Source organism: Streptomyces sp. NPDC046335 (genome assembly GCF_055587985.1).
The window spans coordinates 317,730-337,547 of record NZ_JBVJFF010000007.1; the positions used below are offsets into that span (position 1 = coordinate 317,730).

Sequence of the window (19,818 nt, forward strand, 5' to 3'; positions counted from 1 at the left end):
CGTACGTCTGTATGCCTGGAGGGCCGGATGATTGCCGAGACCATCTGTTCCGCCGTGTCCGCGGCCGGCCTCGGCATCGCCGCGGTCACGGCCTACCGCAAGCGTTTCCTGGCCGCCGCCCGCCTCGCGGCGTACTCACTGGTGCCGGTGGGGCTCGTGCTGACGGGTGTCGTGGGCTGGGCGGCCGACACCGCGTTCAGCCTCAAGGCGTGGGTCGGCTTCGGCGTACTCGGGGCGGCCTGGCTGATCTTCCTCGGGACGCGCGCGGTCGAGCGCCGCTCCGGAGGCACCCGCAAGGAGCGCAAGGCCGCGAAGGCGGCCCAGCGCGAGGCGGTGGCCCCCGCGGCCTCGGCGCCCTCGCTGGGGCAGAGCGCCCGCCCGGCCGCCGCCAAGCCCGCCGCGAAGCCCCGCTCCGCCGCACCCACGGAGGACTTCAGCGACATCGAGGCGATATTGAAGAAGCACGGCATCTGACGCTTCCGTCAACAACCGTCTGCGCTTCGGGGCCGTGACGCTCACTCGTTCGAGTGCGGGCGGCGCCGCCGCGCCGTGCGGTGGCAGGGCCCCGTGCTCCGGGCGGATCGTGCCTGACGCTGGCCTTTCGCCGGCCCGCGAAAGATGGCGCGAAAGCCTGACGGCCGGGCTCCTTGGTCATCCGCCGCCGTCCGGCTGCGTCATCATCACGACGAGATGCTGGACACCACCAATGAGGGCGGCACCGCCCCGCCGGACGACGCCCCGCCGGACAACGCCCCGCCGGACGACGAGGAGCGGCGAGGCTGTCTCTTCGCCCTCTCCCAACCGCCCCTGATGATCTTCCTGACCGTGATCAGCACCCTGATCCTGCTGGCGTCGCTGCACGACCTGCTGCTGCTCTGACGGCTCCGCTCAGCCCGCGGCTTCCTTGCGGCGGGCGCGGTAGGCGGCGACATGCAGGCGGTTGCCGCAGGTGCGGCTGTCGCAGTAGCGCCGGGACCGGTTGCGCGAGAGGTCGGCGAAGGCGCGCCGGCAGTCCGGTGCCTCGCAGCGCCGCAGCCGGTCCTGTTCCCCGGCGACCACGAAGAAGGCCAGGGCCATGCCACAGTCGGCGGCCAGGTGGTCGGCGATGGAGGCGCCGGGCGCGAAGTAATGGATGTGCCAGTCGTAGCCGTCGTGGTCGGTGAGGCGGGGCGTGGTGCCCGCCGCCGCGATGAGCTCGTTGATGATGCGGGAGGCGGTCTTCGGCTCCGGGTTGGCGAAGACCTCGGCGAAGCGGCCGCGGACCCGGTGCACATCGGCGAGGTCCCCTTCGGTGAGCACCCCGACATCGCTCACCTCGTGGCTCCGCGCGAAGTCACCGAGCGCCGCCACGTCCGCGAGCCCGTCGGCGCCGTCCTCCTCCGGTGCGGTGTTCACCAGATCGACCACCGCGTCGAGAGAACACCGGGTGTCGTGGGTGATCAGCACGATTCGCTCCCTGGCCTGGGGGTCGGGCCGGTGCCCGCCGATGCTGGCCGATGCTAGCGGTATCCCAGGCGAAGACAGCGGCGCCGTCACAGCGGAGAATCTCCGCGGCGACGGCGCCCGTGTCTGTTTCTCTGCGGCGAGCGTCTCGCGCCGTGACCATTCGCGCCGTCGCCCCGAGTCGGACGGCGTGAGGGGATCCCGACGCTCCTGGCGCGGTTAACTTTCCGCCAGGATGTGAGAGAGCTCGGTGTCGAGATCGAAGTGGCGGTGCTCCGTACCGGGGGGCACGGCCGCGTCGGTTCGCTTCAGGAAGGACTCCAGGGCCCGCGCCGGGGCCTCGAGCAGAGCCTCGCCCTCCGGGGAGCTCAGGGCGATGCATACGACGCCCTGACCGTGGCTCCGGGACGGCCAGACTCGGACGTCGCCGGTACCGGTGGGCCGGTGCAGGCCCTCGGCGAGGAGATCGCGGGCGAATACCCACTCGACCGTCTCCTCGGCTCCGGTGTGGAAGGTGGCGTGCACGGCATAGGGATCGGCCGTGTCATACCGCAGTCCTGCGGGAACAGGCAGTGAGGACTCGCTCGACACAACGAGGCGCAGGTGCAGCTCGCAGCTGACCGTGGTGTTCATAAGCGCCAGGGCCTTTCGCTCAGTGTGCGCTCGGGGATTCGCACGTCGGCGAAATCGACATGCCACCTACGGTGCCGTTGTAAACCCCTCTGAGTGTTTTGCGTGTCTTTAGGTAGCTCTTTTGGCGGGTTGTCTCTCTTGACCATGCGGCCATTCCGGTGACGGGTTTCCATCCGGTAGGGTTTGGCCGTATGAATACGGGGAGTAACGAACCGCCGGAGGTCGCGGAACCGGTCGACGGGGTGGCCGCGGAGCCGCCCCTCGGGTCCCGTGCGCCGCAGTACGTCCAGTCGCGCAGGGTGCTGCACCTGAGCTGGCAGGTGGGCGTCTTCATCGTGGGGCTGGCGGTGGTCGTCGCGGGCATCATCATGCTGCCCCTCCCCGGCCCCGGCTGGCTGGTGATCTTCGGTGGCATGGCGATCTGGGCGACCGAGTTCGTCTGGGCCCAGCTGGTGCTGCGCTGGACGAAACGCAAGGTCACCGAGGCGGCACAGCGTGCGCTCGACCCCAAGGTGCGCCGTCGGAACATCATTCTGACGACGATCGGCCTGGTCATCATCGCGGTGCTCGTCGCCGTGTACGTCTGGAAGTTCGGCATCACGATGCCGTGGAAGATCAAGGAGTGACCCACGGGTGACTCCGGGGCGGTCGGAGGCACCCGCTGACATGCGGTAATGTTCTCCATGCGCCCGGGGCGATTAGCTCAGTGGGAGAGCGCTTCGTTCACACCGAAGAGGTCACTGGTTCGAACCCAGTATCGCCCACCCCGGATTACGGCCCGGAGGCTTTTCAGCCTCCGGGCCGTTCTCGTATTCACTTATGAGCCAAGGGAATTGACGGGTCCACATACGCGCGGGTCCACATACGCGCGGCTGTCCGGCTTTCACCGCATTCGGTTCAGCACATTCCGGAACCCCCGCGCGCCGCGCGGCCGTTGCTCATACGCGGCGCCGATGGCGAGAATCAGCGGCTCCCCGAGGGCTGCATCTGCGCCCCCTGCGGGCAGACTCGGACCATGGACTGGTGCCGTTACCGCTTCCACACCCGCTGGGACCTCCCCGCGGCCCCCGATGACGTCTACGCGGCTTTTGAGCGGGTGCGGGACTATCCGCTGTGGTGGCCCCAGGTGCGCGAGGTGACGTCGGCCGACGGCCGCAGCGGCGTCGCCCGCTTCCGGTCCTTCCTCCCGTACGACTTGGTCGTCGGCGCGCGGGAGGCCCGGCGTGATCCCGGCGCCGGGATTCTTGAGATACGGATGACCGGCGATCTGGACGGGTGGGCGCGCTGGACGGTCGGGGCCGCGCCCGCGGGGACGCGCGCCGTCTACGACCAGGAGGTCGAGGTGCGCAGGCCGCTCATGCGGCGCCTGGCCGTGCCCGGCCGGCCGTTCTTCGTCGTCAACCACGCCCTGATGATGCGGGCGGGACGGCGTGGGCTCGTCGCCCATCTCGCCGCCAGGGACCGCTCGTAGCCGCTCGTGGCCGCTCTGGGCCGGTCGTGGCCGGTCGCTCGGTGGCCGCGGCGGGAGCGGGGGGAAGACGGTTTGAAGGAAGGGCGCCGGGACCTGTATTGTTCAGTGCGTTCCCGGGCGATTAGCTCAGTGGGAGAGCGCTTCGTTCACACCGAAGAGGTCACTGGTTCGAACCCAGTATCGCCCACCGGAGAACGCCGGTCCGTCAGCAGACGGACCGGTTTTTTCTTTGCCCTGCTAGTGGCGCGCGTGACCGCCGACGGTCAGGCGGCGGCCCGCAGTTCGGGCCGCAGCGGCCACGCCGGGTCCACCGTCTCCGGTGTGCCGCTCTTCGCGAACCACGCCTGTAGCCCCCGCGCCTGCGCCGCGTGCCAGACCGCCTGGAGCGTGTGCAGCTCGGCCGGCGAGAGGCGTTCCAGGCGGGACGCGAAGCGGCGCCCTATCGCCCGTACGACGTCGAGGGCCGCCTGGGCGTCCGCCGCCGCGTCATGGGCCTCGGACAGCTCCACCTCGTACTGCTCGCACAGGTCGGTGAGCGTACGGCGGCCCTTGCGGTAGCGGTCCAGGTGCTTGTCCAGGACCCGTGGATCGATCACGCAGAGGGCGGAGCCCTCCATGTAGCGGCCGAGCGACGACGCGCGGTGCCTGCGCAGCTCACGGTCGAGCATCGTCAGGTCGAACGGCGCGTTCATCACTACGATCGGCCGGCCGGCGGCGCCCTGCTCGGCCAGATCGCGCGCGATCTCCTCCATCACCGGCGCCGGCCAGCGGCCGGTGCGCTGAAGGTGATCCTCCGTCAGTCCGTGGACCGCGGTGGCCTCCTCGGGCACCGGAACGCCCGGGTTGACCAGCCAGCGGCTGATGCGCGGCCTGGTGCCCGCGCCCTGCTGGACGACGACGGCGGCCGACACTATGCGGTCGGTCTCGACGTCGACGCCCGTGGTCTCCGTGTCGAATGCGGCCAAGGGCCCCTCGTACCAGCACGTCATGGTCGTGCAACTCCTCGCTCAGTTCCGGCAGATGACGTCGGTCCTCCGCCCACACCGGTGATACCCGGGCCGTTTGCGCCGTACGCGGGCCGGAGACAACAGAGGTGCGGGGCCCTTGACATGACGGCCCGCGCTGGGAACCGTCCTTTTGCGGAAGGCCTGTTGGACATGGCGCTCGCGCAGCCCGAACAGGGTGGGCTGCTGCCCGAGCGGATCGCACCGCCGCGCGGCACACTCGCCACCACCGCCTGTATGGAGACACTTCAGGTGGGCTACCTGCACGCCGTCGCGGCGGCCGCGGGATGCTCGCTCTCCCAGCCCTTTCCGGACAACGGCATCGACTGGCACGTCAGCCACAGCGCCCCCGGGCACACGGTCGACGACGAGGTCACCATCAAGGTCCAGCTCAAGTGCACGTACCAGATACCGCCGGTCCCGGTGCCCCCGGACGACGGGTCCACGCGGCCCGCCTTCTCCTTCACGCTCGACAACGCGCACCTGGAGAAGCTGGCGCGTACGCCGGTCTCGGTGCACAAGATCCTTGTCGTGATGATCGTGCCCAGGTCCCGGGACGACTGGCTGCGGGCCGGTCACGACCGGCTCGACCTGCGGCACTGCTGCTACTGGACCAACCTCGCCGGGCATCCCGTGACCGGCAGGCGCAGGACCACCGTGCGCGTCCCCACCTCGCGGATCTTCGACGACCGCGCGCTCTGCGAGATCATGACGCGGGTGGGAAGGGGAGGGAGACCCTGATGCACCGCCCCCACGAAGAGCCCCTGCCACCGGCCCGCCCCCACCCGGTGCCCGCCGCCGGCCTGTGGCCGGAGCCGCCCGAGCCCGGCCTCGTCGACCCCGCGGTGCTCGGCGCGCTGCTCGCCCGGCACGGCTGGCACCGGCGCGGCGGAACCCCCGGCCGCTACGCCCGCTGGACGCCCCCGGGACCCGGTGGCGGCGGCACCAGCCTGCTCGTCCCCGAGAGCCGGGCCTTCCCCGACTGCGAGGACCTCATCGGCGAGGCCCTCGTCGCGCTCTCCCGCAGCGCTTCGCCGACCGCCCGTGACGTCCTCGTCGCTCTCGCCGTGCCCAGCGACGAGATCCACTGGTGGCGTGACGTACCGGAGGGGCCCGCGGGCGCCGCGACCTGGCCGGCCGAGGAGCGACTGCGCTCGGCGGCCCGGCAGACACTGCTCGCCGGAGCGCTCGCCGCGCGCGCTCGCGCCGGGTACCACGGGGCGCGGCACCGCGGGGCCGCCGCGACCGCCCTGGAGAACGTGCTGGTCGGGCCCGCGCCCGGCGGCCGCAGGCTGACCGCGTATCTGCCGGTCGGTACCGGGCGGCCGCTCGCCGTCCGGCTCCATCAGGCGCTGTACGCGGTCCGCGAGGCCGTCGACTTCCAGCGCGCCACCGGTGGCATGGACGCCTTCGACGGGGCGGTCGAGGCGGGTGCGAGCCATGAGCTGACCGAGGCGATCGTGGCGCTGGTGCACGGCACGGAGGGGGCGCGCGTCGCGGTGGAGTGGGCGCCGGGCGCGGGGGTGCCCGAAGGGTGCGCGGCGCACGCGGAGCCCGTGGAGTTCTCGCCCGGCGACCTGGCGGCGCTGCGGGCGGCGAGCGCCCGCTATCTGCGGGGCGAGCCGTCGGTGCCGGTTCACCTCACCGGGGCCGTGGTGCGGATGCGGCGCTCGTCGCCGCGCGGGCCGGGCACCGTCCGGGTCAGGGTGATCGCCGGGGCGGACGTCCCGCAGGTGCGGATGGTCCTGGACGAGGAGTCGTACCTCGTGGCCGTCCAGGCCCATCTGGTGGGGCTGCCGATCCAGGTGCGCGGACGCCTGGAGAGCCGGGGCGGCTTCCGCCGGCTGACCGGGGCGAGCGGCGTGGCGCCGGTGCAGGTGGACGAGGCGGAGCGGGACCGGCTGATGAAGTCGCTCCAGGAGAACATCGACTTCTTCGAGGAGGCGTGCGGGACGGAGTGAGGCGTGCGCGGTGATGGAGTGAGGTCTGCGCGGTGTGCGTCGCCGGGGAACAGTCGCCCCGCACCAGGGGGCGGAGGGGTCGCTTCCGGGCGGGCGGGGAGATCCGTTTCGCGGGGGAAGCCCCGGGCTCGGTACGATCCCTATTGCGCGCGCAGGAGAATGCGCCGCACCCCCCTTCAGCTAGGAGAGACCGGTGTCAGACGTCCGTGTGATCATCCAACGCGATTCCGAGCGGGAAGAACGCGTGGTGACGACGGGCACTACGGCCGCGGAGCTCTTCCCCGGTGAGCGCACCGTCGTCGCCGCCCGCGTGGCCGGCGAGCTGAAGGACCTGGCCTACGCCGTGGCCGACGGCGACGAGATCGAGCCCGTCGAGATCTCCTCCGAGGACGGCCTGAACATCCTGCGCCACTCCACCGCGCACGTCATGGCGCAGGCCGTGCAGGAGCTCTTCCCCGACGCCAAGCTGGGCATCGGCCCGCCCATCCGGGACGGCTTCTACTACGACTTCGACGTCGCCGAGCCGTTCACCCCCGAGGACCTCAAGCGCGTCGAGAAGAAGATGCAGGAGATCCAGAAGCGGGGCCAGAGGTTCTCGCGCCGCGTCACCACCGACGACGACGCCCGCGAGGAGCTGGCCGGGGAGCCGTACAAGCTGGAGCTCATCGGTCTCAAGGGCAACGCGGCGAGCGCCGCCGAGGGCGCGGACGCCGAGGTGGGCGCCGGCGAGCTGACCATCTACGACAACCTCGACGCCAAGACCGGTGAACTGTGCTGGAAGGACCTCTGCCGCGGTCCGCACCTGCCCACCACGCGGAACATCCCCGCGTTCAAGCTGATGCGCTCCGCCGCCGCCTACTGGCGGGGCAGCGAGAAGAACCCCCAGCTCCAGCGCATCTACGGCACCGCATGGCCGTCGAAGGACGAGCTGAAGGCGCACCTGGAGTTCCTCGCCGAGGCCGAGAAGCGCGACCACCGCAAGCTCGGCTCCGAGCTGGACCTGTTCTCCTTCCCGGAGGAGCTGGGCCCGGGCCTCGCGGTCTTCCACCCCAAGGGCGGCGTGATCCGCAAGGAGATGGAGACCTACTCCCGCAAGCGGCACGAGGACACGGGCTATGAGTTCGTGAACACGCCGCACATCTCCAAGGAGCGTCTCTTCGAGATCTCCGGGCACCTGCCGAACTACTCGGACGGCATGTTCCCCGCCATCGAGTTCGACGAGCAGAACTACCGCCTCAAGGCGATGAACTGCCCGATGCACAACCTCATCTTCAAGGCGCGCGGCCGCTCCTACCGCGAACTGCCGCTGCGCCTCTTCGAGTTCGGCACGGTCTACCGCTACGAGAAGTCGGGCGTCGTGCACGGCCTGACCCGCTCGCGCGGCTTCACTCAGGACGACTCGCACATCTACTGCACCAAGGAGCAGATGGCGGGCGAGCTCGACTCGCTCCTCACCTTCGTCCTGGACCTGCTGCGCGACTACGGCCTGAACGAGTTCGAGCTGGAGCTGTCCACCCGCGACCCCGAGTCGGACAAGTTCATCGGCGAGGACGCGGAGTGGGAGGAGGCCACCGAGGCGCTGCGCCAGGCGGCCGCAAAGCAGGACCTCCCGCTGGTCCCGGACCCGGGCGGCGCCGCGTACTACGGCCCGAAGATCTCCGTGCAGGCCAAGGATGCGATCGGCCGGTCCTGGCAGATGTCGACCATCCAGGTCGACTTCCAGCAGCCCAAGCGCTTCGGCCTGGAGTACACCGCGCCTGACGGCACGAAGCAGCAGCCCGTCATGATCCACCGGGCGCTCTTCGGCTCCATCGAGCGGTTCTTCGCGGTGCTCCTGGAGCACTACGCGGGCGCCTTCCCGGTGTGGCTGGCCCCCGTGCAGGCGCTCGGCATCCCGATCGGCGACGCCCACGTGTCCTACCTCCAGGAGTTCGCCGCCAAGGCGAAGGAGCGGGGTCTGCGGGTGGACGTCGACGCCTCGTCGGACCGCATGCAGAAGAAGATCCGCAACGCCCAGAAGTCCAAGGTGCCCTTCATGGTCATCGCGGGCGACGAGGACATGGCCAACGACGCCGTCTCCTTCCGCTACCGCGACGGCTCGCAGGAGAACGGCATCCCGGTCGACGAGGCGATCGCCAAGATCACCAAGGCCGTCGAGGACCGTGCCCAGGTCTGAGGCGGGCATACGCTCAGCGGCCCCCGAGGCGTGTCCTCGGGGGCCTCTCCTCGTACAGGCATGCGGTTCCGCCCCGCCGACGCGTTCCGTACGGGTGAAGTCATATGCTGCACCTCATGACGAGTGAGCCGGAGCAGCAGATCGGAGTGGGGACGCAGGACGCGTTCCAGCGCCTGTGGACGCCCCACCGGATGGCGTACATCCAGGGCGAGAACAAGCCGACGGGCCCGGGGGCCGACGACGGCTGCCCCTTCTGCTCCATCCCGGCCAAGTCCGACGAGGACGGCCTGGTGATCGCGCGGGGCGAGCACGTCTACGCGGTGCTCAACCTCTACCCGTACAACGGCGGCCACCTCATGGTCGTGCCCTACCGGCACGTCGCCGACTACACCGGTCTGACCGCGCCCGAGACCGCCGAGCTCGGTGAGCTGACCAAGCAGGCGATGACGGCCCTGCGCACCGCGTCGGGCGCGCACGGCTTCAACATCGGCATGAACCAGGGAACGGTGGCGGGCGCCGGCATCGCCGCCCACCTGCACCAGCACGTCGTGCCGCGCTGGGGCGGCGACACCAACTTCATGCCCGTCGTGGGTCACACGAAGGTGCTGCCGCAGCTCCTCGCCGACACCCGCGGGATGCTCGCCGACGCCTGGCCGGTCCAGGCCGCCTGACCCGGCTCACGCGTCGTAGACGTCCGCCTTCCTCGGCATCGGGTCCTGGATCGCCCCGCTGAGGAAGCCGGAGCGGGCACCGAACTTCTCGGTGTTCACGCCGTTCTCCGCCAGGACCTTGATCGCCGCCGAGTGCACCACGCGCAGCACGGGTGTGGCGGCGCGCAGCGCGTCGTCGGCCATGAAGCGGTGCCGCCACGGCTTGTCGGCCCAGGCGTGCCGCAGGCCGAACGGCTCGGGCAGGACCAGCTTGCCGCCGAGGTGGTCCAGCAGCGGCGGGTACCAGGTGAAAGGGGCGCGGACGGCGAGTCGCACCACCTCGTCGGCGTCGACCAGGGGCAGACTGCGGTCCACGGTCTCCCAGAACTTGATGGGCTTGGCGACCGTCTTCGTCTTCGGGTCGGGCTTGCTGGTGAACAGCGAGTGCACGGGGCCGAGCGCGTGCCCGGTGACCTCGATGCGCAGCGTCTCGTGCAGCACGGTCACGGTGATGAGCATCGTGATGACCAGCTGGCCGTCCCAGAGCGTGAACTGCACGCCCAGGTAATGCCGCTCGCCGCTGCCGAACTGCTGTTCATTGCAGATCCGCTGTACCTCGTGACCGCGGATCTGGAAGGCCTCCACGTCCGTGCCGGTGGGGCGGGCCACCGCCTTGGCGTTCTCTCCGATGGGGGAGACGATCCAGTGGTTTATCTCGGGCTTGGTGAAGCCGCCGGTGTGCAGGGGGCCGCGTTCCAGGAGGCGGAGCTGGTCGTGCACCGCGCGTATGACGTCCCAGCTGCGGAAGGGGTGGATCTCCTTGCCGTCCTCGGCGGGCACCAGCTCCTCGGCGAGCTGCCAGCTCCCCCAGCGCGTGCCCATGCCCAATATGCCCTTGGGCCCGGCGTAGAAGACGGAGTTGCTCTGCTGCTCGGCGGAGAGCCGCGCCAGGCTCTGGCGCAGCCGCTCGGCGGCCGTCTCGCCGGGGCTGCCGGGCACCGCCTCGGGGATCTTGGCGCCGATGCCACCGCCCGCGAGCAGGGCGGACCAGCGCTCGCGCATGTCCTTGGCCGTGCGCTCGGCGATCTGCTTGGCCCAGAACCAGCCCACCACGGGCAGCACGATCGCCGCCCGCAGATACCAGGCCCAGAAGCCGCCGAACGGCAGCTTGATCAGGGCGAGGGCGGCCAGCACACCCACCGCGACCAGGACGGCCGTGGCGAGCGCGCCCGTCCGTTTGTTCTCGCTCTTGGCGACCTGGCGCCGGATGGTGAAGACCGCGAGCCAGACGATGAGGCCCGGCAGGAAGAGCACACCGCACAGGACCATCACGGCCGTGAGCCAGCTGTCGCGCTCCTTGCGGATGCGGTTGGCCGCGAGGCAGTGCTCCACGACGACCTGCGGCTCGGTGCCGAAGGACTGGATGAGCGGCTTGCGGCCGCCGCCCAGCATCCGCACCTGCACGGTCCGCGCGAACGCCTCACCGAGGCTCGGTTTGAACAGTGACCATATGCCGGGCTTCACCTCGGACTTGTGCCACTCGTTGTTCGCCTTCAGGATCTCGGCCACGTCGCTGTCGCGATACGCGGCCGAGGCCAGGGCGTGCGTCGCCGCCGTCTGGCCCGCGGCGCCCGAGAGCGGGACCTGGGCCCCGGGCCTGAAGTCGAATACATCGTCCGCCACTGCCGCCCCCTTGCCGCGACGCCTTCGCTGCTGCGGCTCTTCCCGACTTCCCTGTCCGGCACACCTGTTGACGTCCGGCGCATCTGTTGATCAGGTCATCAGCGTATCGGGGAGCACCGACATCCGGCAGTGGGCACCGGGGTGCCGCCCGCGCGCGAGGGGCGCGACGGACGGCACTCGTCCACCGTTCGACTACGAGGCGCCCTCCGCTCGACTACGAGGTGGCCTCCGCCCGTTCGCGGATCTTCTCCGAGAGCTGCGGGGGCATCGGCTCGTGGCGCGCGTACGTACGGCTGAAGCGCGCGGTGCCCTGGGAGAGGGAGCGCAGGTCCACCGCGTACCGGCCGATCTCGATCTCGGGCACCTCCGCGCGCACCAGCGTGCGGCCGCCGGGTGCCTGCTCGGTGCCGACGACGCGGCCGCGGCGCCCCGACAGATCGCTCATCACCGCGCCGACGTGGTCGTCGGCGACGAGCACCCGCACTTCGGCGACGGGTTCGAGCAGGTGGATGCGGGCCCCGGCCGCCGCCTCGCGCAGCGCGAGCGCGCCCGCCGTCTGGAAGGCGGCGTCGGAGGAGTCCACCGAGTGCGCCTTGCCGTCGAGGAGCGTCACGCGTACGTCGATCAGCGCGTACCCGGCGGCGACGCCCTTCGCCGCCTGCGCGCGCACGCCCTTCTCGACGGACGGTATGAACTGCCGCGGCACCGCGCCGCCGACGACCTTGTCGACGAACTCGATGCCGCTGCCGCCCGGCAGCGGCTCCACCTCGATCTCGCAGATCGCGTACTGGCCGTGCCCGCCGGACTGCTTCACATGGCGCCCGCGGCCCCCTGATCTCCCCGCGAACGTCTCCCGCAGGGGAACCTTGTGCGGCACCACGTCGACCTGCACGCCGTAACGGCTGCGCAGGCGCTCCAGGGCGACGTCGGCATGGGCCTCGCCCAGGCACCACAGGACTACCTGGTGGGTGTCCTGGTTGTGTTCGAGCCGCATCGTCGGGTCCTCGGCGACGAGCCGCGAAAGGCCCTGGCTGAGTTTGTCCTCGTCCGCCTTGCTGTGCGCCTGGATGGCGAGCGGCAGCAGCGGGTCGGGCATGTCCCAGGGCTCCATGAGGAGCGGGTCGTCCTTGGCCGACAGGGTGTCGCCGGTCTCCGCGCGGTTCAGCTTCGCCACGCACGCCAGGTCACCGGCGACGCACCGCGTGAGGGTGCGCTGCTGCTTGCCGAACGGCGCGGAGAGCGCGCCGATCCGCTCGTCGGCCTCGTGCAGCGCGCGCGGTTCGTGCCCGGCGTCGGTCAGGCCGTGCCCGGAGACGTGCACGGTCTCGTCGGGCCGCAGGGTGCCGGAGAAGACCCGTACGAGCGAGACGCGTCCTACGTAGGGGTCGGACGCCGTCTTCACCACCTCGGCGACCAGCGGGCCCGCGGGGTCGCAGGTCAGCGCCGGGCGGGGCGCGCCGCTCGGCGTGGTCACGGCGGGCACGGGGTGTTCGAGCGGCGTGGGGAAGCCGCCGGTGATCAGCTCGAGGAGCTCGACGGTGCCGATGCCCTGGCGGGCGCCGTCCGCCGCGGGCGCGGCCGCGAGCACGGGATGGAAGACGCCGCGGGCCACGGCCCGTTCCAGGTCGTCCACGAGGGACTTGTAGTCGATGTCCTCGCCGCCGAGATAGCGGTCGAGGAGGGACTCGTCCTCGCTCTCGGCGATGATCCCCTCGATCAGTTCGCTCCGTGCCTCCTCGATCAGTGGGAGCTGGTCCTCGCCCGGCTCGGACTCCTTGCGTTCGCCCGACGCGTAGTCGAACACCCGCTGCGAGAGCAGCCCGACGAGGCCGGTCACGGGCGCGTGCCCGTCAGGGCCCTGCTCGCCGTGGAGCGGCAGGTACAGCGGCAGGACGGCGTCCGGGTCGTCGGCGCCGAACGCCTCGGCGCACGTCCGCGTCATCCCGGCGAAGTCCGCGCGGGCCGACTCCAGATGCGTCACCACGATGGCGCGCGGCATGCCGACCGCCGCGCACTCCTCCCACACCATCCGGGTCGCGCCGGTGATGCCCTCGGCGCCCTCCGCCGCCGAGACGACGAAGAGGGCCGCGTCCGCCGCACGCAGACCGGCCCGCAACTCCCCGACGAAATCGGCGTATCCAGGGGTGTCCAGTAGGTTGATCTTGAAGCCGTCCCATTCGACGGGTACCAGGGAAAGCTGGACCGAGCGCTGCTGCCGGTGCTCGATCTCGTCGTAGTCGGAAACGGTGCCGCCGTCCTCGACGCGGCCCGCCCGGTTCACCGCCCCCGCGGTCAGCGCGAGGGCCTCCACCAGAGTCGTCTTGCCCGAGCCGCTGTGGCCGACCAGCACCACATTCCGTACGGACGCGGGGTGGTCGGCCGATACTGCCCTGCCGGCGGCTCCGGGGTGTGCGTTCGCCTTGTCGCCCATGCCTTGCCTCCCGGTTACGTGCACGGTGAGGAGGCGCAGCCCCCTCGGGGATGCTGGCTGCTCGCGGGCGCGCGGGGCCGGGGTGCGGGGCGGCTCCGACGGCGCCCGTGTCGCTTTCGAGCTTTCCACCCGGGTCACTCTGCGTCCATACGTCGTACGCGATGGTGAGGGGGCGAGCCGGTCGGTGAAGGGCGTGACTACGATGGGCCAGCCGGTGGCCAACGGGGCCACGCGGCGCACCGACCCCTCGGGAAGGCCATGCTGAACAAGTACGCGCGTGCATTCTTCACGCGTGTTCTCACACCGTTCGCCGCGTTTCTCATCCGCCGCGGGGTCAGCCCCGACGCGGTCACCTTCATCGGCACGGCCGGTGTGGTGGCGGGAGCGCTGGTCTTCTTCCCCCGTGGTGAGTTCTTCTGGGGCACGGTCGTCATCACCCTGTTCGTCTTCAGCGACCTCGTCGACGGCAACATGGCCCGCCAGCTCGGCCGCTCCAGCCGCTGGGGCGCCTTCCTCGACTCCACGCTCGACCGCGTGGCGGACAGCGCCATCTTCGGCGGGCTCGCACTCTGGTACGCCGGTTCCGGCGACGACAACATCCTCTGCGCCGTCTCGATCTTCTGCCTCGCCAGCGGCCAGGTGGTCTCGTACACGAAGGCGCGCGGCGAGGCGATCGGCCTGCCCGTAGCCGTGAACGGCCTTGTGGAGCGCGCCGAACGGCTGGTGATCTCGCTGGTCGCCGCGGGCTTCGCGGGACTGCACAAGTTCGGCGTGCCCGGCATCCAGATCCTGCTGCCCATCGCGCTGTGGATCGTCGCCGTCGGCAGCATGGTCACCCTCGTCCAGCGGGTCGTCACGGTCCGCAAGGAGTCCGCGGAGGCGGACGCCGCCTCGGGGACCGCGCAGGAGAGTGAGGCCGCGCAGTGAAGGACCGACTGACGGACGGGCTCTACGGAGCCGGCTGGAGCACCGTCAAGAAGCTCCCCGAGCCGGCCGCCGTGCGGCTCGGCCGCATCATCGCCGACGTGGCCTGGAAGCGCCGCGGCAAGGGCGTGCTGCGCCTGGAGTCCAACCTCGCGCGCGTGGTGCCCGACGCCACCCCCGAGCGGCTCGCCCAGCTCTCCAGAGCGGGCATGCGCTCCTACCTGCGGTACTGGATGGAGTCCTTCCGGCTGCCGTCCTGGAGCAGGGACCGCGTCAGGAACGGCTTCGAGCCGACGGGCCTGCACAACCTCACCGACGCCCTGGCCGCGGGCAAGGGCGTCGTCGTCGCCCTGCCGCACCTGGGCAACTGGGACCTCGCGGGCGCCTGGGTCACCGCCAAGCTGGAGACGCCCTTCACGACCGTCGCCGAGCGCCTGAAGCCGGAGACGCTCTACGACCGCTTCGTCGCCTACCGCGAGAGCCTCGGCATGGAGGTCCTGCCGCACACCGGCGGCTCCGCCTTCGGCACCCTCGCCCGGCGGCTGCGCGCCGGCGGCCTGGTCTGCCTCGTCGCCGACCGCGATCTCTCCGCCTCCGGCGTCGAGGTGAAGTTCTTCGGAGACACCGCCCGGATGCCCGCGGGGCCCGCCATGCTGGCCCAGCAGACCGGGGCGGTGCTCCTGCCGGTCACCCTCTGGTATGACGGGACCCCCGTCATGAAGGGCCGCATCCACCCACCTGTCGACGTGCCCGAGACAGGTACGAAGGCCGAGAAGACGTCTGCCATGACACAGGCGCTGGCAGACGCCTTCGCCATCGGTATCGCCGACCACCCGGAGGATTGGCACATGCTGCAGCGACTGTGGCTCGCCGACCTGGAGTCCCGCCCCGAGCAGGCCCCGGCGGGGGAGGCGTCGTGAGGATCGGCATCGTCTGCCCGTACTCGTGGGACGTGCCGGGCGGCGTCCAGTTCCACATCCGCGATCTGGCGGAGCACCTCATCCGCCTGGGGCACGAGGTGTCCGTCCTCGCCCCGGCCGATGACGAGACCCCGCTCCCGCCCTACGTCGTGTCGGCCGGACGAGCCGTCCCCGTGCCGTACAACGGCTCCGTCGCGCGGCTCAACTTCGGCTTCCTTTCCGCCGCGCGGGTACGCCGCTGGCTGCACGACGGGACCTTCGACGTCATCCACATCCACGAGCCCGCCTCGCCCTCGCTCGGCCTGCTCGCGTGCTGGGCGGCGCAGGGGCCGATCGTCGGCACCTTCCACACGTCCAACCCGCGCTCCCGGGCGATGATCGCCGCGTATCCCATCCTCCAGCCCGCCCTGGAGAAGATCAGCGCGCGCATCGCCGTGAGCGAGTACGCGCGCCGCACCCTCGTGGAACACCTGGGCGGCGACGCGGTCGTCATCCCCAACGGCGTCGACGTCGGTTTCTTCGCCGAGGCCGAGCCGAAGCCGGAGTGGCAGGGCGAGACCATCGGCTTCATCGGCCGCATCGACGAGCCCCGTAAGGGCCTCCCCGTCCTCATGAAGGCGCTCCCGCAGATCTTCGCCGAGCGTCCGAACGCCCGCCTGCTCGTCGCGGGCCGCGGCGACGAGGAGGAGGCGGTGGCCTCGCTCCCCGCCGAGCTGCGCTCCCGGGTGGAGTTCCTCGGCATGATCAGCGACGAGGACAAGGCACGGCTGCTGCGCAGCGTCGACCTGTATGTGGCGCCGAACACCGGCGGCGAGAGCTTCGGGATCATCCTGGTCGAGGCGATGTCCGCGGGCGCGCCCGTGCTCGCCAGCGACCTGGACGCCTTCGCCCAGGTCCTCGACCAGGGCGGGGCCGGCGACCTCTTCGTCAACGAGGACGCCGACTCCCTGGCCAAGTCGGCGATCCGCCTCCTGTCCGACCCGGCACGCCGCAAGGGCCTCCATGACCGCGGCAGCGCCCACGTACGCCGCTTCGACTGGTCGACGGTGGGCGCGGACATCCTCGCGGTCTACGAGACGGTGACGGACGGCGCGGCCTCCGTGGCGGAGGACGAACGGGTGGGGCTGCGGGCACGGTTCGGCCTCGCACAGCGGAACTAGCCGGGCGCATCGCGGAACCGGCCCCGGCCAGGATCAGCCCGTCCGGCGTTCGAGGACCGGGGGCTCGGGGGGCGGAGCCCCCGTGACGGTGCCCACGAGGGCGGCCACAGGCCGAAGGCCGGGCGGCGGGACAGGGCACCCACCCACCGGCGGTAGCCTTGCCGCCCGTGACCTCCACACTGATCTGGATCGCCGTCGCGCTGTTCGCGATCGGCCTCTACCTGAGCTGGACCGCGGGCCGGCTCGACCGGCTGCACGCCCGCATCGACGCGGCCCGCGCCGCCCTCGACGCCCAACTGCTGCGCCGCGCCTCGGTCGCCCAGGAACTCGCGACCTCCGGAGTGCTCGACCCGGCCGCCTCGATCGTGCTCTACGAAGCGGCGCACGCGGCACGTCAGGCCGAGGAGGAGCAGCGCGAGGTCGCCGAGAGCGAACTCAGCCAGGCGCTGCGGGCGATCTTCGGTGAGGCCCAGCAGGTCGAGGCGGTGCGCGAGGCCCCCGGCGGGGACGAGGCGGCCACCGAGCTGGCCGCGGCCGTGCGCCGGGTGCCGATGGCCCGCCGCTTCCACAACGACTCCGTACGCGCGGCCCGCGCCCTGCGCAGGCACCGCACGGTCCGCTGGTTCCGCCTCGCGGGGCACGCGCCCTTCCCGCTGGCGTTCGAGATGGACGACGAGCCTCCGGTGGCGCTGGCCGACCGGGCGACCGCGTAGGGGCCTGACCAGGCACGTACCGGCGGTCTGACCAGGAGGGCCGTGGAAAATGAGCCACCGGTCACCCATTGGCCCTTGCTGTGGCCTGGTCGCCGGGAGTTTCCTCGTAGACGTAGCAGCCGTCTCCATCGAGTGAGGTCACTCCGTGTCCAGCACCCCCTCCAGCAGCAACCCGTCGCCCGAGACCGGCACCGCGCGCGTGAAGCGCGGCATGGCCGAGCAGCTCAAGGGCGGCGTCATCATGGACGTCGTCAACGCCGAGCAGGCGAAGATCGCCGAGGACGCCGGCGCCGTGGCCGTCATGGCGCTGGAGCGGGTGCCCGCCGACATCCGCAAGGACGGCGGCGTGGCCCGGATGTCCGACCCCAACATGATCGAAGAGATCATCGAGGCCGTCTCGATCCCGGTCATGGCCAAGTCCCGCATCGGCCACTTCGTCGAGGCCCAGGTTCTCCAGTCCCTCGGCGTGGACTACATCGACGAGTCCGAGGTCCTCACCCCGGCCGACGAGGTCAACCACAGCGACAAGTTCGCCTTCACGACCCCGTTCGTCTGTGGCGCCACCAACCTGGGCGAGGCCCTGCGCCGCATCGCCGAGGGTGCGGCCATGATCCGCTCCAAGGGCGAGGCCGGCACCGGCAACGTCGTCGAGGCCGTCCGCCACCTGCGCCAGATCAAGAACGAGATAGCCCGGCTGCGCGGCTTCGACAACAACGAGCTGTACGCCGCGGCCAAGGACCTCCGCGCCCCCTACGAGCTGGTCAAGGAGACCGCCGAGCTCGGCAAGCTGCCGGTCGTCCTGTTCTCCGCCGGCGGTGTCGCCACCCCCGCCGACGCCGCGCTGATGCGCCAGCTCGGCGCCGAGGGCGTCTTCGTCGGTTCCGGCATCTTCAAGTCCGGCGACCCGGCCGCGCGCGCCGCCGCCATCGTGAAGGCCACCACCTTCTACGACGACCCGAAGGTCATCGCGGACGCCTCCCGCAACCTCGGCGAGGCCATGGTCGGCATCAACTGCGACACCCTGCCCGAGAACGAGCGCTACGCGAACCGGGGCTGGTGATGACCACTCCCGTAGTGGGCGTCCTCGCCCTCCAGGGGGACGTACGGGAGCACCTCATCGCCCTGGCCTCGGCGGATGCCCTGGCCAGGCCGGTGCGGCGCCCCGAGGAGCTCGCCGAGGTCGACGGCCTGGTCATCCCCGGCGGTGAGTCCACCACCATCTCCAAGCTGGCCGCGCTCTTCGGGCTGCTGGAACCCCTGCGCGCCCGCGTGCGCGACGGCATGCCGGTCTACGGCAGCTGCGCCGGCATGATCATGCTCGCCGACAAGATCCTCGACCCGCGCTCGGGCCAGGAGACGGTGGGCGGCATCGACATGATCGTGCGGCGCAACGCCTTCGGGCGGCAGAACGAGTCGTTCGAGGCCGCCGTCGCGGTCAAGGGCGTCGAGGGGAACCCCGTCGAGGGCGTTTTCATCCGGGCGCCCTGGGTGGAGTCGGTCGGCGCCCGGGTCGAGGTGCTCGCCGAGCACGAGGGCCACATCGTCGCCGTGCGCCAGGGCAACGCGCTCGCCACCTCGTTCCATCCCGAGCTGACCGGCGACCACCGGATTCACGCCCTGTTCGTCGAGATGGCGCGGGGCAACCCGCGCGCGGGAGCCTTGTAGGATCTCCGGGGACCCCCTCCCGGGGCTCAGAGCCTGTGCCACAACCCCCGCCGGGGCTATGACACAGGCTCTAAGCTCTGGGAAAGTTCGTACTGGTTGTTGGGTAACGCGAAGGAGACAGGCAGATGTCCGGCCACTCTAAATGGGCTACGACGAAGCACAAGAAGGCCGTGATCGACGCCAAGCGCGGCAAACTCTTCGCGAAGATGATCAAGAACATCGAGGTGGCGGCCCGCACGGGCGGCGCCGACATCTCGGGTAACCCGACCCTCTTCGACGCCATCCAGAAGGCCAAGAAGAGCTCGGTCCCGAACAAGAACATCGACTCCGCGGTCAAGCGCGGCGCCGGTCTCGAAGCCGGTGGCGCCGACTACGAGACGATCATGTACGAGGGCTACGGACCGAACGGCGTCGCGGTGCTCATCGAGTGCCTCACCGACAACCGCAACCGCGCCGCGTCCGACGTCCGCGTCGCCATGACGCGCAACGGCGGCTCGATGGCCGACCCGGGCTCCGTCTCGTACCTCTTCAACCGCAAGGGCGTCGTGATCGTCCCCAAGGGCGAGGGCGAGCTGTCCGAGGACGACGTGCTCGGCGCGGTCCTCGACGCGGGCGCCGAAGAGGTCAACGACCTCGGTGACACCTTCGAGGTGCTCAGCGAGGCCACCGACATGGTCGCGGTCCGCACCGCGCTCCAGGACGCCGGCATCGAGTACGACTCGGCCGACGCCAACTTCGTCCCGACCATGCAGGTCGAGCTCGACGAAGAAGGCGCGCGGAAGATCTTCAAGCTCATCGACGCCCTGGAGGACAGCGACGACGTGCAGAACGTCTTCGCCAACTTCGACGTGTCCGACGAGGTCATGGCCAAGGTCGACGCATAGCGCTGCCGCGAGCTGAGCGGTTTCGGCGGGCCGGGTGGGACACACGTCCACCGGCCCGCCGCTGTTGTCGGTGCCTGCGGATAGCCTGGCACGAGGTCAA

20 protein-coding genes and 2 tRNA genes are annotated in these 19,818 nt (G+C 70.9%); 17 read left to right on the forward strand and 5 right to left on the reverse strand.

Going from position 1 to position 19,818, the window contains the following annotated elements:
- Window positions 1–27: 27 nt before the first annotated feature.
- On the forward strand, window positions 28–474 hold the full coding sequence (locus ACZ6JY_RS19435; protein WP_469197211.1) for a hypothetical protein: 447 nt from the start codon (window positions 28–30) through the stop codon (window positions 472–474).
- Window positions 475–690: 216 nt separating this feature from the next.
- Window positions 691–879 (forward strand): hypothetical protein, encoded by a 189-nt coding sequence (locus ACZ6JY_RS19440; RefSeq protein ID WP_469197212.1) that lies wholly within the window; start codon window positions 691–693, stop codon window positions 877–879.
- 9 nt (window positions 880–888) lie between these two features.
- On the opposite strand, the gene ACZ6JY_RS19445 is transcribed toward ACZ6JY_RS19440, so the two are convergent.
- Both ACZ6JY_RS19445 and ACZ6JY_RS19450 read right to left on the reverse strand, forming a co-directional pair.
- On the reverse strand, window positions 889–1,446 hold the full coding sequence (locus tag ACZ6JY_RS19445) for a CGNR zinc finger domain-containing protein (protein ID WP_469197213.1): 558 nt from the start codon (window positions 1,444–1,446) through the stop codon (window positions 889–891).
- A 216-nt stretch (window positions 1,447–1,662) separates the two neighbouring features.
- Entirely contained in the window at window positions 1,663–2,076 is a 414-nt protein-coding gene (locus tag ACZ6JY_RS19450; RefSeq protein ID WP_003959770.1) for an SsgA family sporulation/cell division regulator, read from the reverse strand.
- A 191-nt stretch (window positions 2,077–2,267) separates the two neighbouring features.
- Here ACZ6JY_RS19450 and ACZ6JY_RS19455 point away from each other — a divergent pair, with 191 nt between their 5' ends.
- From ACZ6JY_RS19455 to ACZ6JY_RS19470, 4 genes are all read left to right on the forward strand, one after another.
- Entirely contained in the window at window positions 2,268–2,702 is a 435-nt protein-coding gene (locus ACZ6JY_RS19455) for a TIGR02611 family protein (RefSeq protein ID WP_469197214.1), read from the forward strand.
- A 66-nt stretch (window positions 2,703–2,768) separates the two neighbouring features.
- Window positions 2,769–2,840, forward strand: a tRNA-Val gene (locus tag ACZ6JY_RS19460).
- A 251-nt stretch (window positions 2,841–3,091) separates the two neighbouring features.
- Window positions 3,092–3,547 carry an SRPBCC family protein gene (locus ACZ6JY_RS19465; protein WP_469197215.1) on the forward strand — a complete coding sequence of 152 codons (456 nt, stop codon included), beginning with the start codon at window positions 3,092–3,094 and terminating at the stop codon, window positions 3,545–3,547.
- Window positions 3,548–3,662: 115 nt separating this feature from the next.
- A tRNA-Val gene (locus ACZ6JY_RS19470) sits at window positions 3,663–3,734 on the forward strand.
- Window positions 3,735–3,810: 76 nt separating this feature from the next.
- On the opposite strand, the gene ACZ6JY_RS19475 is transcribed toward ACZ6JY_RS19470, so the two are convergent.
- Entirely contained in the window at window positions 3,811–4,536 is a 726-nt protein-coding gene (locus ACZ6JY_RS19475; RefSeq protein WP_469197216.1) for an exonuclease domain-containing protein, read from the reverse strand.
- Window positions 4,537–4,704: 168 nt separating this feature from the next.
- On the opposite strand from ACZ6JY_RS19475, the gene ACZ6JY_RS19480 reads away from it, so the two are divergent.
- The 4 genes from ACZ6JY_RS19480 to ACZ6JY_RS19495 all read left to right on the forward strand — a co-directional run bounded on the left by ACZ6JY_RS19480 (window position 4,705) and on the right by ACZ6JY_RS19495 (window position 9,359).
- Entirely contained in the window at window positions 4,705–5,292 is a 588-nt protein-coding gene (locus ACZ6JY_RS19480) for a DUF4365 domain-containing protein (protein WP_469197217.1), read from the forward strand.
- Complete coding sequence (locus ACZ6JY_RS19485; protein WP_469197354.1) at window positions 5,289–6,512, forward strand: hypothetical protein; 1,224 nt, start codon at window positions 5,289–5,291, stop codon at window positions 6,510–6,512. Before ACZ6JY_RS19480 ends, ACZ6JY_RS19485 begins: the two co-directional genes overlap by 4 nt.
- Window positions 6,513–6,705: 193 nt before the next feature.
- Window positions 6,706–8,688, forward strand: coding sequence for a threonine--tRNA ligase (gene thrS / locus ACZ6JY_RS19490; protein ID WP_469197218.1), 1,983 nt, complete (start codon window positions 6,706–6,708; stop codon window positions 8,686–8,688).
- A 104-nt stretch (window positions 8,689–8,792) separates the two neighbouring features.
- Window positions 8,793–9,359, forward strand: coding sequence for an HIT family protein (locus ACZ6JY_RS19495; protein WP_469197219.1), 567 nt, complete (start codon window positions 8,793–8,795; stop codon window positions 9,357–9,359).
- A 6-nt stretch (window positions 9,360–9,365) separates the two neighbouring features.
- On the opposite strand, the gene ACZ6JY_RS19500 is transcribed toward ACZ6JY_RS19495, so the two are convergent.
- Window positions 9,366–11,021 carry a hypothetical protein gene (locus ACZ6JY_RS19500; RefSeq protein ID WP_469197220.1) on the reverse strand — a complete coding sequence of 552 codons (1,656 nt, stop codon included), beginning with the start codon at window positions 11,019–11,021 and terminating at the stop codon, window positions 9,366–9,368.
- Between the two features lie 214 nt (window positions 11,022–11,235).
- A complete protein-coding gene (locus tag ACZ6JY_RS19505) occupies window positions 11,236–13,452 on the reverse strand; it encodes an elongation factor G-like protein EF-G2 (RefSeq protein WP_469197221.1) in 2,217 nt (738 codons plus the stop codon).
- A 258-nt stretch (window positions 13,453–13,710) separates the two neighbouring features.
- Here ACZ6JY_RS19505 and pgsA point away from each other — a divergent pair, with 258 nt between their 5' ends.
- From pgsA to ACZ6JY_RS19540, 7 genes are all read left to right on the forward strand, one after another.
- Complete coding sequence (gene pgsA, locus ACZ6JY_RS19510) at window positions 13,711–14,379, forward strand: phosphatidylinositol phosphate synthase (RefSeq protein ID WP_469197222.1); 669 nt, start codon at window positions 13,711–13,713, stop codon at window positions 14,377–14,379.
- Window positions 14,376–15,296: a phosphatidylinositol mannoside acyltransferase gene (locus ACZ6JY_RS19515; protein ID WP_469197223.1), complete on the forward strand. Its 921-nt coding sequence runs from the start codon at window positions 14,376–14,378 to the stop codon at window positions 15,294–15,296. Before pgsA ends, ACZ6JY_RS19515 begins: the two co-directional genes overlap by 4 nt.
- Entirely contained in the window at window positions 15,293–16,456 is a 1,164-nt protein-coding gene (locus ACZ6JY_RS19520) for a glycosyltransferase family 4 protein (RefSeq protein ID WP_469197224.1), read from the forward strand. Before ACZ6JY_RS19515 ends, ACZ6JY_RS19520 begins: the two co-directional genes overlap by 4 nt.
- Before the next feature lie 167 nt (window positions 16,457–16,623).
- Window positions 16,624–17,169 (forward strand): hypothetical protein, encoded by a 546-nt coding sequence (locus ACZ6JY_RS19525; protein WP_469197225.1) that lies wholly within the window; start codon window positions 16,624–16,626, stop codon window positions 17,167–17,169.
- Window positions 17,170–17,314: 145 nt separating this feature from the next.
- Complete coding sequence (gene pdxS, locus ACZ6JY_RS19530) at window positions 17,315–18,229, forward strand: pyridoxal 5'-phosphate synthase lyase subunit PdxS (RefSeq protein ID WP_447036298.1); 915 nt, start codon at window positions 17,315–17,317, stop codon at window positions 18,227–18,229.
- On the forward strand, window positions 18,226–18,834 hold the full coding sequence (pdxT, locus tag ACZ6JY_RS19535; RefSeq protein WP_469197226.1) for a pyridoxal 5'-phosphate synthase glutaminase subunit PdxT: 609 nt from the start codon (window positions 18,226–18,228) through the stop codon (window positions 18,832–18,834). Before pdxS ends, pdxT begins: the two co-directional genes overlap by 4 nt.
- A 125-nt stretch (window positions 18,835–18,959) precedes the next feature.
- A complete protein-coding gene (locus ACZ6JY_RS19540; RefSeq protein WP_447036296.1) occupies window positions 18,960–19,718 on the forward strand; it encodes a YebC/PmpR family DNA-binding transcriptional regulator in 759 nt (252 codons plus the stop codon).
- Window positions 19,719–19,818: the final 100 nt, after the last annotated feature.